Here is a 13462-nt window from a genome sequence, read left to right on the forward strand (position 1 = left end):
CGGCGATGGCGGGGGCTGGGTCAGCCCTTGACGTAGACGATGCCGAGTTTGGTGAGCTGCCAGAGCTGCTCGGGGGCCCCGGTGTCGGCGGCGAGCACGACGTACGGGTTGCCCTTGGCGTCGGCGGTGGCGCCGGCGGCGAGGACCTTGCTCTGGTCCTGGGAGTCGGCGATCTTGTAGCGGCCGTTGCCGGCCGGCTTGAACACCCAGTGCTGGTTGCCGCCGCCGTTGCAGCTCCACTGCTGGATCCGGGTGCCCGGGGCGGTGGCGGCGGCGTTGGCGTCCAGGCACATGTCGCGGTTGCCGCTGAAGTCGAGCTCGTAGCTGCCGCCGGCCTTGGCCTCCAGGACGAAGGACTGGTTGAGGCTGCCGGTGGCCGGGTAGCTGATGGCGGGCCGGCCGTCGGTGGAGTCGCCGTAGGTGCCGCCGCCGGTGAGGTCGAGGGCGTTGCCGGTGGCCGCGTTGGTGAGCTGGTACCAGGCGCCGTCCTCCGGGACGTCCGCGAAGGGCTGTCCGGGGGTCAGCGGCTGGATGGACGTGGCGTTCTGCTGGTTGAGGGTGCAGTAGGCCTGCGTCAGCTCGGGCCGGGCGTAGAACTGGCCGAGGCAGACGCCCTCGCCGCGGTAGCCGGCCACCCTCAGGTGGTACGACTGGCGGACCATGTTCATGCAGAGCCCGGGGATGCCGATCTGCGAGTCGCAGCCGTTGCGCACCCACTCGGAGAGGTTGATGACGTCCCCGTTGGAGTACTCGTACGGGGAGCTCGTCCACTCCGCGCAGACCTCGTGCCCGAAGGCGACCCTCCGCTGGTCCAGGTACCGGACGCCGGGCACCTGCTCGGCCGCGCCGCGCAGCGCGTCGCTGAGGGTCGGCACCACCCAGTTGTGGCCCCAGGCGAGGTCCTCGGGGAAGGCCGGGCAGCCGTCGGCGACCTTGCCGAGGTAGTCGTTGCGCCGGATGTCCGGGGTGATCGGATTGAAGTACGACTGGTAGACCAGCTGGTACGACGAGTCGGCGTAGCCGGCCTTGCGCATGGTCTGCCGGATGTTCTGCAGCGCCGCGACGACCTTGGGCTGGACGCCCTTGGCCCGCCGGCGGATCTCGTCGCTGCCGATGGTGTCGCGGCAGCCCTGGTCCTTGGGGACCGGGAAGTACTGCGCCAGGCAGTGCATCATGATGCCGCTGAAGTCGAAGTCGTCGTTGGCGCCGATCGTCACGACGACCAGCTTGACGTCGTACTTGGCGGCCGTGTCGGCGAGTTTGACGTCCTGTTTGGGCTCGCCGAAGTCGCCGCTGCCCGAGCCGGTGATCTTGGCCAGTTCCGGGTCGCTGACCAGGTCGCCGGTCTGGGCGCCGGAGCAGGCGAGGTCGATCGGGGTGACTCCGGGGATGTCGGTGACGAAGATCTCCGACTTGGGATGCCGATGGCAGTAGTTGGTGGGGCTGTCGGTCTCCGGGAAGTAGCCGTCGTTGGTGTCGGTGCCGGCGCCCTCCCCGGAGATGGCGCTGTCGCCGAGGGCGACGACCGCGGCCGGACGGGCGCCGGCCGGGGCCGGGGCGGGGGCGGAATCGGCGAGGGCGGCGGGGGCGCCGGCCAGGCCGAGGGTGGCGATGAGGGCGCCGGTGGCGAGCAGCGCGGCGCACCGGGGGCGGCCCGCCGGCCTCCGGGGGCGCCGCGCCGCTGACAGTCGGGACCTGATCACACGCGACTCCTTGCGGGGGGTGGGGGCCGCCCGGGCGGGGGCGCCGAGCGGCGCGGTGCAAGAGAGGAGCTGAAAAAGGTGAGCAGGTCTCGCATTCTAGGTACTGACAAGTAACGCAACAAGGCTTGTGACAGCGCCGGGAACTGACGGCGCGACGAATTCCCGGACATGCGGAGAGCCGCCGCCCCGCGCCCCAGGAGGGAAGCACGGAACGGCGGCTCGCACCGGCCGAACCGGGTACGGACTCAGCCCGCGTTGACGCAGTGGTTGCCGAACGCCGGGTCCAGCAGACCGACGACGCCGATGGTGTTGCCGCACAGGTTGATCGGGATGTGCACCGGAACCTGAACCTGGTTGCCCGAGATGACACCGGGGGAACCGGCGGCGACGCCCTCGGCGCCGGAGCTGGCCATCGCGGTGCCGGCGCCGGCGGCCACGATGCCCACCACGGCCGCGCCGACAGCGGCGGTCTTCTTGATGCTCATGCGAGCCTCCTGACTGTTCAAACAGAGATGCACGGGGAGTGCGACATCAAGAACGACACCTCCCCGGACCGGTTGCGACGGTGCGCGCAGTGTCACCCGTCCGGCGCAACAGGGCCCCCGTGACGGGCATTCGGGTGATCAGCGGGCCGGACCGTTTCCCCTAGCGCGGCACCTCGTTCTCCCTGACGGAACCCGGTCCACCGGCCCCTACAACACGAATCGAGTACCGCCCATGCGCAAGCTCGCCCACGGCATCGTCGGCACCGCGGCCACCGGCGGCTCGGTCGACGTGGCGGGCCTCCCGAACGCGGCGTCCGGCAATCCCCGCCGGAACGCCTGACCGGGAATTCCACCTGGTCGCGCCTTTGTCCGAAACCCTCCCGGCCGTGCGGGGCGGGATTTCGAGAGGCGCTGCAACACGGCGGCTGCGTCCACGCCCGAGCCATGGGCGGAACACGCCGGTGTGCGCCGCCCGAGTGACAATCACGGCAATCCCTGAAGCCATCGGGTGAGCATTCCTGCTCGCCCGCCTCCCGACAATTCCATTCCGTCGGGCAGAAATCGGAGGAAAGACATCATGCGCAACTTCAAGAAGGCCGCCGCGCTGTCCCTGGCCGCCACCGGCCTGGTGCTCGGCGCGGCGGGCTCCGCCGCCGCGAGCTCGGGCGCCGAGGGCGTCGCCGCCGGCTCCCCCGGTGTCATCTCGGGCAACCAGCTCCAGATCCCGGTGCACATCCCGGTCAACCTGTGCGGCAACTCCGTCGACGCGGGCGGCCTGCTCAACCCGGCCTTCGGCAACACCTGCGCCAACATCGGCTGAACCCGCGGTCGCCACACCGGCGACAGCTGACTCACCGAGCCCGTGCCGCGCCCCGCAGAGCCTGAGCCCGGCACGCTCCACCCGTGTGTGATCGAGGAGATCAACCCCCATGCAGAACGTGAAGAAGGCCGCCGTCCTCTCCGCCGCCGCTGCCGGCCTGGTGCTCGGCGCGGCGGGCTCCGCCGCCGCGAGCTCGGGCGCCGAGGGCGTCGCCGCCGGCTCCCCCGGTGTCGTCTCCGGCAACCAGATCCAGATCCCGGTGCACATCCCGATCAACCTGTGCGGCAACACCATCAACGCGGGCGGCCTGCTCAACCCGGCCTTCGGCAACACCTGCGCCAACGTCGAGGCGCACCCGAAGCCCGCGGACGACTGCTGATCCCCGATCGGCACGTGTTCCCGCCGTACTGCCCCCCGACCAGCCGGCCGGGGGGCAGTTCGGCATCCCCGGGCGACCGTCCGGGACCCCCGATCCACCGAAGGGTGATCCGCATGGTTTCGAAGAAGAGCGGGGCCGGCCTGGCCGCCGCCGTCGGTGCCGCGGTGCTGCTCGGCGCCGGTTCGGCGCAGGCCGCCACCGCACCCGCCGGGCAGGCACCGGCCGGGCCGGCCACGCTGGCCAAGACCGACGTCGGCCAGGCGCTGAACGGGACGACCTCCGGCCTCGGCTACGGCATCGCGCCGCTGAAGAGCCTGCGTCTGGACCCGTGGGCGAACTCCTCGGCCGACGTGCTCAACAACGGCGCGACCGTCCAGCCGGACCAGGGCCTGGCCCCGGTCGGCACCGGCACGCTGACCGGTCCGCTGAGCGCGGGCGGCGGCGTCAAGGACCTCCCGCTGGTCGGCGGGCTGACCGGCGTCCTGCCGGGCTGAGCGTCCGGACGCGCCGGAGCCCGGCGCCCCGCTCGTACGGTGGGGTGCCGGGCTCCGGCGCTGCCGCCCGGGTCAGAGCCGGGTGAGGTCGGCCAGCCCGGTCTGCTGCACCACGCCGGTGGCCGTCGCGGTGGTGGCCGCGGGGTCGGCCAGTCCGGTCTGCTGGACCACCTCGGTGGCGGTCGCGGCGGTGGTCGTGGTCAGGTCGTCCACCTCGTCGGTGACGGAGAGCCGGTGGTTCTCGGTGCCGAGGCCCGCGCTGGCCCCGGGGACGGCCTGCACGGCGCCGGTGAGCAGCCGCGGGTCGGCCTCGCCCACCTTGAACCGGCCGTCGGCGAGCTGGCCCGCGCCGTCCTGGGTGAGCGAGAGCGGCTTGCCGAGGGTGAGGCCGGGGGTGTCGGCGTGCAGGGGCGCGGCCGGGGCGTCCAGCAGCACCCGGCCGAGGTCGGCGCCCTGGTCGACCAGCGGGAGCGGCAGGTCGGCCTTGGCGCCCGGGCCGACCTTGCCGGTGCTCAGCTGGGGGACGATCCGCTCCGGGACCAGCTCGGTGCTGGTGCTGGTGGTCCGGCCGGGCACCGGCGGCATGAGCAGCGAGGTCGGGATGCCGGCCGAGACGTGGCTGCCCAGCGGGGTGAGCGGGATGTCCGCCGGGACCTGCCGGGTGGCCAGCGCGTCCTCCAGGGCCCCGACGTGTTCGGGGCCGACCGGGGCGGCGGAGGCCGATCCCTGGGAGGCGAGCATGCCCGCACCGACCGCCAGCAGCATCGCGCCGGCCCGCTTGGAGAACTTCATGCTTTTCACCGTTCTGCCTGTCCGTACTGGAGATCTCTTGTGGGGAACGGCTGCGGGGCGCAGCCGGAAAGCAATCTGCCAACGAGTGACCAGGAATGCGGAATGCGGCGGTTAACCGATTCGGCCTAATAATCCGATCGAAAACCACCTGCGGACGCGCCTCCGGGACTCTTTTCAAAAATGCCCGTAACCTTCCGTGCCGTCATTCTTTGATCTGGACGTCAGTGACTGCAGACCGGGTCCGAGCGCTCTACGCGTTGCTACGCACGGAAACCGAAAGCATTTCAGAGAGGGATCTCCCCATGATCCAGAAGTCCTTCGCCGCCGCCGGCCTGGCCGTCGCCGCGCTGGCCGCCGCCGCCGCGCCCGCCTCGGCCATCGGTGACGCGGACGGCGGCGCCGCCACCATCCAGGGCAACGGCGGCAGCAACTTCACCGGCACCGTCGGGAACAACAGCCCGAACTTCCACTTCCTGGACAACGCGAACATCTGCCTGCCGGAGATCCACAACATCGCCGTCGGCGCGGCCGGAGGCATCGCGCTCCCGATCGAGGTCCCGATCGCCAACAGCGGCGGCAAGCAGTACTGCACCCAGGGGCAGGGCACCCAGAGCCACGGCGACGCGGGCGTGTCCCACCTGATCGGCTGACGCTCCCCGCTCAGCTCCCTGCTCAGCTCCCCCTCTGATCCACCTTCGAATCGCCCCCCGATTCACCCCCCGAGAGGAAAACCGGAATGATCAAGAAGACCCTCGCCGCCGCCGGCCTGGCCGCCGCCGCCCTCGCGATGTCCGCGGGCTCGGCCTCCGCCATCGCCGACTCGGACGGCGCCGCCACCTCCGTCCAGGGCCACGGCGGCACCAACCAGACCGGCACCCACGGCAACGGCAGCCCGAACTTCCACACCCTGGACAACCCGAACCTCTGCCTGCCGGAGATCCACAACATCGCCGTCGCCGCCGCCATCGGCGCCGCGGTTCCGATCGAGGTGCCGATCCTGAACAGCACCCCGAAGCAGATCTGCAACGTCGGCCAGAACACCCAGTCCTCGGGCGACGCGGGCATCTCGCACCTGATCGGCTGATCAAGGGGCACGGCACGGACGGAGGGCCCGGGGAGGAAGGTCTCCCCGGGCCCTCCGGGCTTGGCGGACGAAGTGTCCGGCCGGCCGCCACAAGGCGGACCAGCCGGGTGACCGGTCGTCCGGGCCGGCGCGCGGGCGCCCGGCCGGACGACCGGATGTGAACACGTGTCAGAGCGCCCGAGCGGGCGCTCCCAGAGAGAGGGCAGATCCATGAAGAGCATGCTGGCCAAGGCCGCACTGACCGCCACCGCCGCACTGGCGCTCGCGGGGGCCGCCACCCCGGCCTTCGCCCACGCGGGCCTGGTCGGTGGCGGCGCGTTCGCGGCCTCCGCCGACGAGCCGTTCCTGGCGGCCGAGGGCTTCGGCATCGCCCACACCACGGACACCGCCGCGGGCGGTTTCGGCACCGTCGCCGCCACCTCCACCGACATCATCGGCGGCGGCGAGGGCTTCGCCCACATCAAGGGCTGGCAGTAGCAGCCGGAAGGCCGGGCCGATCCCCGCGGGGATCGGCCCGGCCTTCTGCGTGCACGGGCGCCCCCGCCCCGAGCGGGCGAACGCGCCGAGCGGGCGACTAACCCAGCATCGCGGCGGCCTCGACGGCCCAGTAGGTGAGGATCTGCTCGGCGCCGGCCCGGCGGATCGAGGTGAGCGTCTCCAGGATGGTGCGCTCCCGCTCGATCCAGCCGTTGGCGGCAGCGGCCTCCACCATCGAGTACTCGCCGGAGATCTGGTAGGCGGCCACCGGCACCGGGGAGACGTCGGCGACCTGCCGCAGCACGTCCAGGTACAGCATGGCCGGCTTCACCATCACCAGGTCCGCACCCTCGGCGAGGTCCAGCTCCAGCTCGCGCAGTGCCTCACGGGCGTTGGCCGGGTCCTGCTGGTAGGTCTTGCGGTCGCCCTTGAGCGAGGAGTTGACGGCCTCACGGAACGGGCCGTACAGCGCGGAGGCGTACTTGGCGGTGTAGGCGAGGATGCTGACGTCCTGGTGGCCGGCCTCGTCCAACGCCCGGCGGACGACTCCGATCTGACCGTCCATCATGCCCGACGGGCCGACCATGTGGACCCCCGCCTCGGCCTGGACCACGGCCATCTCGGCGTAGCGCGCCAGGGTCGCGTCGTTGTCCACGCTGCCGTCCTCGGCCAGCACGCCGCAGTGGCCGTGGTCGGTGAACTCGTCCAGGCAGAGGTCCGACATGACCACCATCTGGTCGCCGACCTCGGCGACCACGTCGCGGATGGCCTGCTGCAGGATCCCGTCCGGGTTGGTCCCCTCGGAACCGACGGCGTCCTTCACCACGGGCAGGCCGAACAGCATGATGCCGCCCACGCCGGCCTCGGCCGCCTCCACCGCGGCCTTGCGCAGGGTGTCCCGGGTGTGCTGGACCACGCCGGGCATCGAGGCGATCGGCTTCGCCTCGGTGATGCCCTCGCTGACGAAGGCGGGCAGGATCAGCTCCGCCGGGTGCAGCCGGGTCTCGGCGACCAGCCGGCGCATCGCCGGGCTCTGGCGCAGTCGGCGCGGGCGTACGTACGGGAATTCAGCGGACACGGCTTCTCTCTCCGAACGGTCGTACAGCGCCGGGGGCGGTGACTCGCCGCCCCCGGCCGGGGGTTGGGGCAGGCCCTCAGCGGGCCTTGCGGCGCGAGCCCGGACGGCGCTCGCTCGGCCGGTAGACCGGCTCGCCGGCCGCCGTCGCGGTGTCGCGGCGCTTGGCCCCGAAGTCTGCCAGCGCCTGGGCCAGCGCGGCCGCCGACGGCGCCGGAGCCATCACGTCGACCCGCAGGCCGTGCTCCTCGGCGGTCTTGGCGGTCGCCGGGCCGATGCAGGCGATGACCGTGACGTTGTGCGGCTTGCCCGCGATGCCGACCAGGTTCCGGACGGTCGAGGACGAGGTGAACAGCACCGCGTCGAAGCCGCCGCCCTTGATCGCCTCGCGGGTCTCGGCCGGCGGCGGCGAGGCGCGCACCGTCCGGTACGCCGTCACGTCGTCGACCTCCCAGCCGAGCTCGACCAGGCCGGCCACCAGGGTCTCGGTGGCGATGTCGGCGCGCGGCAGCAGCACCCGGTCGATCGGGTCGAAGACCGGGTCGTAGGGCGGCCAGTCCTCCAGCAGACCGGCGGCGGACTGCTCGCCGGAGGGCACCAGGTCCGGCTTCACGCCGAAGTCCACCAGGGCCTGCGCGGTGGTCTCGCCGACCGCCGCGACCTTGATCCCGGCGAACGCGCGGGCGTCCAGGCCGTACTCCTCGAACTTCTCCCGGACGGCGCGCACCGCATTCACCGAGGTGAAGGCGATCCACTCGTAGCGGCCGGTGACCAGGCCCTTGATGGCCCGCTCCATCTGCTGCGGGGTGCGCGGCGGCTCGACCGCGATGGTCGGCACCTCCTGCGGCACCGCGCCGTACGAGCGCAGCTGCTCGGACAGGCCGGTGGCCTGCTCCTTGGTGCGCGGCACGAGGACGTTCCAGCCGAACAGCGGCTTGGTCTCGAACCACGAGTGCGAGGCCCGGTGGGCGACCTGCTCGCCCACCACGGCTATCACCGAGGTGGCCGGGTCGACCGGGGCGGAGACCGGCGAGGGCAGCACCCGGGCGGCCTTCAGGTCGGCCGCGATGCCGGCCAGGGTGGAGGTGAAGGTCCGCTGGCGGGTGGTGGTGCCGGAGAGCGTCGCGCTCAGCGCCGACTCCGGCTTGCGGCCGTTGGAGACCAGCGCGTTCGCGGTGGCCGGCAGCTGGCCCAGGGTGGTGCGGACCACCAGGGTGGTCTCCGCCACGCCCAGGTCCACCGGACCGCCGGACAGCAGCTGGGCACCGTCCACGAAGCGCACGTCGGTGCCGGCCCCGGCCCGCAGCGGGACGCCCGCGTACGCCGGGACGCCGACCGACTGGGCGACGCCCGGGATCACCTCGAAGGGGATGCCGTCGCCCGCGCAGCTGAGCATCTCCTCGGCGGCGCAGCCGTCCAGGCCCGGGTCGCCGTCGACGGTGCGGACCACGTGCTTGCCCGAGCGGACGGCCTCGGCGACCAGCTTGGCCAGGTCGAAGTCGGTGCCCTCGGCGGCCGGGGTGTGCACCTGCACGGCGGCCGGGCAGTGGCTGCGCACGGCGGCCGCGGTCAGCGGGTCGGCGACCAGGACGTCGGCGGTGGAGAGCACCTCGACCGCGCGGAGCGTCAGCAGGCCCGGGTCCCCGGGGCCCGCGCCCAGGAAGGTGCACCGTCCGGTGGCGGGCTGTCCCGCCGGGAACAGGGCGTCGGTGGCGGCGGTGGGGCTCATCGGGCTCGCTCCCCCATCAGGGCGGCCGCGCCCCCGGCGAGCAGCCGGTCAGCCAGCGCGCGGCCGAGGGCCGCCGCCTGCTGCTCGGCGGTCTCGTCGAGGACGATCGGACCATTGGCGGACATCTTCAGCAGGGCGGATCCGTCGGGGTTGCCGACCACTCCGTCCAGCCGCAGTTCGTTCTCCCGGCCCCAGGTGGCCAGTGCGGCCACCGGCGCCGAGCAGCCGGCCTCCAGGGTGGCCAGCAGGGCGCGCTCGGCGGCCACGGCGACCCGGGTGGGGGCGTGGTCCAGGGCCGAGAGCGCGGCGGTCAGCGCCGGGTCGGCGCTCGTGCACTCGATCGCGAGCGCACCCTGGCCGGGGGCCGGGATCATCACCTCGGGGTCGAGGTGCTGGGAGATCTCGGCGCTGCGGCCGAGCCGGTTGAGGCCGGCCGTGGCCAGCACCACCGCGTCCAGCTCGCCGGCGGTCACGTAGCCGATCCGGGTGTCCACGTTGCCGCGGATCGCGACGGTCTCCAGCTGGGCGCCGCGGGCGGTGGCCCAGGCGTTCAGCTGTGCCATCCGGCGGGGCGAGCCGGTGCCGATCCGGGCCGTACGGCCGGCGCCGGCGAGCTTCTCCACCAGCTCGTCCAGGGCCAGGCCCTCGGCCGCGACCAGCGCGTCCCGGACGTCCTCGCGCTCCGGGACGGCGGCCAGCACCAGGCCCTGGGGGGCGGCGGTGGGCAGGTCCTTGAGCGAGTGCACGGCGAAGTCGATCCGGCCCTCCAGCAGCGCGTCGCGCAGCGCGGAGACGAACACACCGGTGCCGCCGATCTGCGCCAGCGCCTCGCGGGAGGTGTCGCCGTAGGTGGTGATCTCGACCAGCTCGACGGGGCGCCCGGTGAGCCTGGTCACCTCGCGGGCCACCATGCCCGACTGGGCCATGGCGAGGGCGCTGCGCCGGGTGCCGAGCCGCAGGGGCGCGGCGGCCGGAGGCTGCTCCGTGATCGGTTGACCATTCATGAGGTGATCGTCCCGGTGGTACTCGTGGGATGGCTGACGGTTCATCTGGTGCCCCCGGCGGAGGGCTGGGGCGCGCCGCCGACGGGCGTGCCCGACACGGCGTGCACGGCCGCCGGGTCGAGGTCGAACAGCTCGCGCAGGGCCTCCGCGTAGGAGGCGCCGCCGGGCTCGGCGGCCAGCTGCTTCACCCGGACGGTCGGGGCGTGCAGCAGCTTGTCGACGACGCGGCGGACGGTCTGGGTGATCTCGGCGCGGGAGCGCTCGTCCAGGTCGGGCAGCCGGGACTCCAGCCGGCCCAGCTCGGCGGCGACCACGTCGGAGGCCATCGCGCGCAGTGCGACCACGGTCGGCGCGATCCGGGCGGCCCGCTGGGCGGCGCCGAAGGCGCTGACCTCGTCGGCGACGATCCGGGTGACCTGGTCGACGTCGCCGGCGCCGGGGGTGGCGGCGTGCGCGTGGGAAAGGCTCTCCAGGTCGACCAGCAGGGCGCCGGGCAGCTCGTGCACGGCGTGGTCGACGTCGCGCGGCATGGCCAGGTCGAGCAGGGCGAGCGGGTGCGCGGACGTACGGGAGGCGACGGCGGCGGCCACGTCCTCGGCCTTGATCACCACGCCGGCCGCGCCGGTGCAGGAGATCACCAGGTCCACGTCGGCCAGCACCTCGGGCACCTTGGCGAGGTCCACGGTGCGGGCCACGTCCGGGCCCAGGATCTCGACCAGGCGCTCGGCGCGGGCCGGCGTCCGGTTGGCGATCAGCAGGTCGGTCACGCCGGAGCGGACCAGGGTGGCGGCGGCCAGCGAGCTCATCGAGCCGGCGCCGACCACCAGCGCGCGCTTGCCGGCGATCTCGCCCGCGCCCGCGGCGACCTGCTCCAGGCCGAAGGTGACCAGCGACTGGCCGGCCTTGTCGATGCCGGTCTCGCTGTGCGCCCGCTTGCCGACCCGCAGCGCCTGCTGGAACAGCTCGTTCAGGCCGCGCGCGGCGGTGTGCTCCTCCTGCGCCTTGGCCAGCGCGTCGCGCAGCTGGCCGAGGATCTGGCCCTCGCCGACGACCATCGAGTCCAGCCCGCACGCCACCGAGAAGAGGTGGTGGACGGCGCGGTCCTCGTAGTGGACGTACAGGTGGGAGGTCAGCTCCTCCAGGTCCACCCCGCTGTGGTGGGCCAGCAGCAGCGACAGCTCGGCGACGCCGGCGTGGAACTTGTCCACGTCCGCGTACAGCTCGATCCGGTTGCAGGTGTTCAGCAGCGCGGCCTCGGCGACGGTCGCGGTGGCGGCCGCGTCGTGCAGCAGCCGGGTCGGCACCTCACCGGTCAGGGCGGCGCGTTCCAGCACCCCGACCGGGGCCGTGCGATGGCTCAGCCCTACGACGAGAAGGCTCATGCCCGCCCCCCACAGCTCTCGGTGTTCATGCGGGCATCACCGCGGAGAGATCCCCGTCGCCGCCCTTGGCGGTCTTTCCCTTGGCCTGCTCGGCCGGGTCCTTGGCCGCCGGGTCGGCGGCGCCGCGGGCCTTGCCGTTGCCGCCGGCCGCGCGGCGCAGCTTGGCCGCGGCCGCCCGGACCGGGCCGGGGGCGCGGTCGAGCATCGACTCGGAGCGGTCGTCCGGCTCCTCGCCGGCCTTGCGCTGCTCGTGGAAGGCGAGGATCTGCAGCTCGATGGAGAGGTCCACCTTGCGCACGTCCACGCCGTCCGGGACGGTCAGCACGGTCGGGGCGAAGTTCAGGATGCTGGTGACGCCGGACTCGACCAGCCGGTCGCACACCTGCTGGGCGGCACCGGGCGGGGTGGTGATCACGCCGATGGAGACGTGCTGGCTCTCGACGATCGACTCCAGCTCGTCCATGTGGCGCACCGGGAGCCCGGCCGCGCTGGTGCCCACCACGTTCGGGTCGGCGTCCAGCAGGGCGGCCACCCGGAACCCGCGGGAGGCGAAGCCGCCGTAGTTGGCGAGGGCGTGGCCGAGGTTCCCGATGCCGACGATGACGACCGGCCAGTCCTGGGTCAGGCCGAGCTCGCGGGAGATCTGGTAGACGAGGTACTCGACGTCGTAGCCGACGCCGCGGGTGCCGTACGAGCCGAGGTAGGAGAAGTCCTTGCGCAGCTTGGCCGAGTTCACGCCGGCCGCGGCGGCCAGCTCCTCGGAGGAGACGGTCGGCACCGAGCGCTCGGAGAGCGCGGTGAGGGCCCGCAGGTAGAGGGGGAGGCGCGCGACGGTCGCCTCCGGGATGCCCCGGGCACGCGAGGGTCGGCGCGCGGCGCCCTGGTCGGGCGTCTGCGAACTGCTCTGTGGTGATCGGCCGATTGCCACGGTGCTCCTGTGGGTGAAGCTGGGCTTTGGCAGCCAGGCTATGCGTTTGTGAACGTGTGCACAAAGATGGTGTCCGATTTGTCCCCGCACAGTGATGCGCATCACGCCGTCGAACCGGTAGTGTCGGCGCACCGCCTTCCGGCCGCGGTCAGGGCTTGGCCGTCGTGAGGGTCGACCGATCCGACCGAGAAGCCCCCGTGCTCGCACGAGGGAGGAGTCACAGCACCGGCACGCGTCAGCACCACCTCCGGGGTCTGGGAACCGGGCAGCAGGGGGCCGTACGGCGCCTCCCGGCGCAGCAACGGGACGGCCCCGCCGGACGGGCGGGAACGGGCCCGGCCCAGCCGCGGCCAGGGCACCCGGGCCGCCTCCCGCAACGGCCCCACCCAGTCGTCCGGCGGGCAGGACGGGGCACCCAGACAGTGCCGCAGCAGCTCCGCCGTCACCCGGGCGTCGCCCAGCGCGGTGTGCGCCGGGTACCAGCCCAGGCCCGCCGCCTCCACACAGGCCGCCAGGCCGTACCCGGGGAGCTCCGGCAGGTGGGCGCGGGCCAGCCCCATCGTGCACAGCACCGGGACGGGCGGCAGCGGCACCCCGATCCGGGCGAACTCGCGGTCCAGGAAGGCGTGGTCGCAGCTGACGTGGTGACCGACCAGCACCCGGCCGGCCAGCAGCTCCAGCAGCCGCGGGGCGATCTCGCGGAAACGCGGGGCACCCTCGACGTCGCACTGGCGTATCCGGTGCACATGGGTCGGCCCGACCGGGCCCAGCGGGTCCAGCAGCGTGGCGAACTCCCCCTCGGGGCGCAGCCGCTCGTCGAGCAGCACCACCGCGACCTCGACCACCCGGTGCCGCCACGGGCTGCGGCCGGTCGCCTCCACGTCCACAACGGCGAAACCCCTGGTCCCGTGCGGGACTCCGGGCGTCCCAGGGGTCGGGCCGGGAAGCATGGCGACACTCCTCGTGTGCTCAGCCCCCCACGGGCGCAAACGCGTTCGATCGTAAGCCGACCAACCCGCCCCGCCTCAAGCCGGAACGGCATGTCTTTGGCAACGATTCGGCGAAGCGCCCCCGCCGAGTGGCGGGGGCGCCGAGGGTCCGTGCGGACGG

At 73.2% G+C, this 13462-nt stretch carries 15 protein-coding genes; 6 read left to right on the top strand and 9 right to left on the bottom strand.

Features of this window, described 5'->3' with window-relative positions; genetic code table 11:
* Positions 1–20: 20 nt before the first annotated feature.
* Together OP86_RS15800 and OP86_RS15805 are read right to left on the bottom strand one after the other, a co-directional pair.
* Entirely contained in the window at positions 21–1703 is a 1683-nt protein-coding gene (locus OP86_RS15800) for an RICIN domain-containing protein (RefSeq protein ID WP_234435027.1), read from the bottom strand.
* A 245-nt stretch (positions 1704–1948) separates the two neighbouring features.
* Positions 1949–2188, bottom strand: coding sequence for a chaplin (locus OP86_RS15805; RefSeq protein WP_030055692.1), 240 nt, complete (start codon positions 2186–2188; stop codon positions 1949–1951).
* Between the two features lie 577 nt (positions 2189–2765).
* Here OP86_RS15805 and OP86_RS15810 point away from each other — a divergent pair.
* The 3 genes from OP86_RS15810 to OP86_RS15820 all read left to right on the top strand — a co-directional run bounded on the left by OP86_RS15810 (position 2766) and on the right by OP86_RS15820 (position 3881).
* Positions 2766–3008: a chaplin gene (locus OP86_RS15810; protein WP_030259139.1), complete on the top strand. Its 243-nt coding sequence runs from the start codon at positions 2766–2768 to the stop codon at positions 3006–3008.
* Between the two features lie 109 nt (positions 3009–3117).
* Positions 3118–3387: a chaplin gene (locus OP86_RS15815; RefSeq protein ID WP_030259137.1), complete on the top strand. Its 270-nt coding sequence runs from the start codon at positions 3118–3120 to the stop codon at positions 3385–3387.
* 113 nt (positions 3388–3500) lie between these two features.
* Positions 3501–3881, top strand: coding sequence for a hypothetical protein (locus OP86_RS15820; RefSeq protein ID WP_030055690.1), 381 nt, complete (start codon positions 3501–3503; stop codon positions 3879–3881).
* Positions 3882–3953: 72 nt separating this feature from the next.
* On the opposite strand, the gene OP86_RS33600 is transcribed toward OP86_RS15820, so the two are convergent.
* Entirely contained in the window at positions 3954–4673 is a 720-nt protein-coding gene (locus OP86_RS33600; RefSeq protein ID WP_051830127.1) for a hypothetical protein, read from the bottom strand.
* A gap of 302 nt (positions 4674–4975) precedes the next feature.
* Here OP86_RS33600 and OP86_RS15830 point away from each other — a divergent pair, with 302 nt between their 5' ends.
* The 3 genes from OP86_RS15830 (at position 4976) to OP86_RS15840 (ending at position 6234) form a co-directional block, all read left to right on the top strand.
* Complete coding sequence (locus OP86_RS15830) at positions 4976–5323, top strand: hypothetical protein (RefSeq protein ID WP_030259131.1); 348 nt, start codon at positions 4976–4978, stop codon at positions 5321–5323.
* An 86-nt stretch (positions 5324–5409) separates the two neighbouring features.
* A complete protein-coding gene (locus OP86_RS15835) occupies positions 5410–5757 on the top strand; it encodes a hypothetical protein (protein ID WP_030055687.1) in 348 nt (115 codons plus the stop codon).
* A 210-nt stretch (positions 5758–5967) separates the two neighbouring features.
* Complete coding sequence (locus OP86_RS15840; protein ID WP_030055686.1) at positions 5968–6234, top strand: hypothetical protein; 267 nt, start codon at positions 5968–5970, stop codon at positions 6232–6234.
* Positions 6235–6331: 97 nt separating this feature from the next.
* Here OP86_RS15840 and hemB read toward each other — a convergent pair whose 3' ends face one another.
* The 6 genes from hemB to OP86_RS15870 form a co-directional block, all read right to left on the bottom strand.
* Complete coding sequence (gene hemB / locus OP86_RS15845; protein WP_030259124.1) at positions 6332–7312, bottom strand: porphobilinogen synthase; 981 nt, start codon at positions 7310–7312, stop codon at positions 6332–6334.
* A 76-nt stretch (positions 7313–7388) separates the two neighbouring features.
* On the bottom strand, positions 7389–9038 hold the full coding sequence (locus tag OP86_RS15850; RefSeq protein WP_030259122.1) for a bifunctional uroporphyrinogen-III C-methyltransferase/uroporphyrinogen-III synthase: 1650 nt from the start codon (positions 9036–9038) through the stop codon (positions 7389–7391).
* Positions 9035–10042 (bottom strand): hydroxymethylbilane synthase, encoded by a 1008-nt coding sequence (gene hemC / locus OP86_RS15855; RefSeq protein WP_051830128.1) that lies wholly within the window; start codon positions 10040–10042, stop codon positions 9035–9037. The genes OP86_RS15850 and hemC overlap by 4 nt, the downstream gene beginning before the upstream one ends.
* A 41-nt stretch (positions 10043–10083) precedes the next feature.
* Positions 10084–11424, bottom strand: coding sequence for a glutamyl-tRNA reductase (locus OP86_RS15860; RefSeq protein WP_051830129.1), 1341 nt, complete (start codon positions 11422–11424; stop codon positions 10084–10086).
* Between the two features lie 25 nt (positions 11425–11449).
* Positions 11450–12346: a redox-sensing transcriptional repressor Rex gene (locus tag OP86_RS15865; RefSeq protein WP_051830137.1), complete on the bottom strand. Its 897-nt coding sequence runs from the start codon at positions 12344–12346 to the stop codon at positions 11450–11452.
* 107 nt (positions 12347–12453) lie between these two features.
* Positions 12454–13302 (bottom strand): 3'-5' exonuclease, encoded by an 849-nt coding sequence (locus OP86_RS15870; RefSeq protein ID WP_078589101.1) that lies wholly within the window; start codon positions 13300–13302, stop codon positions 12454–12456.
* Between the last annotated feature and the right edge of the window lie 160 nt (positions 13303–13462).

Origin of the sequence: Streptomyces novaecaesareae (assembly GCF_000716875.1) — a bacterium.
GTDB classification, from domain to species: Bacteria; Actinomycetota; Actinomycetes; order Streptomycetales; family Streptomycetaceae; genus Kitasatospora; species Kitasatospora novaecaesareae.

What these genes read in the sequence shown, in the direction of transcription:
- OP86_RS15805 (WP_030055692.1), bottom strand. Translation starts at nt 2,188, where the DNA reads ATGAGCATCAAGAAGACCGCCGCTGTCGGCGCGGCCGTGGTGGGCATC.
- OP86_RS15810 (WP_030259139.1), top strand. Translation starts at nt 2,766, where the DNA reads ATGCGCAACTTCAAGAAGGCCGCCGCGCTGTCCCTGGCCGCCACCGGC.
- OP86_RS15815 (WP_030259137.1), top strand. Translation starts at nt 3,118, where the DNA reads ATGCAGAACGTGAAGAAGGCCGCCGTCCTCTCCGCCGCCGCTGCCGGC.
- OP86_RS15820 (WP_030055690.1), top strand. Translation starts at nt 3,501, where the DNA reads ATGGTTTCGAAGAAGAGCGGGGCCGGCCTGGCCGCCGCCGTCGGTGCC.
- OP86_RS33600 (WP_051830127.1), bottom strand. Translation starts at nt 4,673, where the DNA reads ATGAAGTTCTCCAAGCGGGCCGGCGCGATGCTGCTGGCGGTCGGTGCG.
- OP86_RS15830 (WP_030259131.1), top strand. Translation starts at nt 4,976, where the DNA reads ATGATCCAGAAGTCCTTCGCCGCCGCCGGCCTGGCCGTCGCCGCGCTG.
- OP86_RS15835 (WP_030055687.1), top strand. Translation starts at nt 5,410, where the DNA reads ATGATCAAGAAGACCCTCGCCGCCGCCGGCCTGGCCGCCGCCGCCCTC.
- OP86_RS15840 (WP_030055686.1), top strand. Translation starts at nt 5,968, where the DNA reads ATGAAGAGCATGCTGGCCAAGGCCGCACTGACCGCCACCGCCGCACTG.
- OP86_RS15850 (WP_030259122.1), bottom strand. Translation starts at nt 9,038, where the DNA reads ATGAGCCCCACCGCCGCCACCGACGCCCTGTTCCCGGCGGGACAGCCC.
- hemC (WP_051830128.1), bottom strand. Translation starts at nt 10,042, where the DNA reads ATGAATGGTCAACCGATCACGGAGCAGCCTCCGGCCGCCGCGCCCCTG.
- OP86_RS15860 (WP_051830129.1), bottom strand. Translation starts at nt 11,424, where the DNA reads ATGAGCCTTCTCGTCGTAGGGCTGAGCCATCGCACGGCCCCGGTCGGG.
- OP86_RS15870 (WP_078589101.1), bottom strand. Translation starts at nt 13,302, where the DNA reads ATGCTTCCCGGCCCGACCCCTGGGACGCCCGGAGTCCCGCACGGGACC.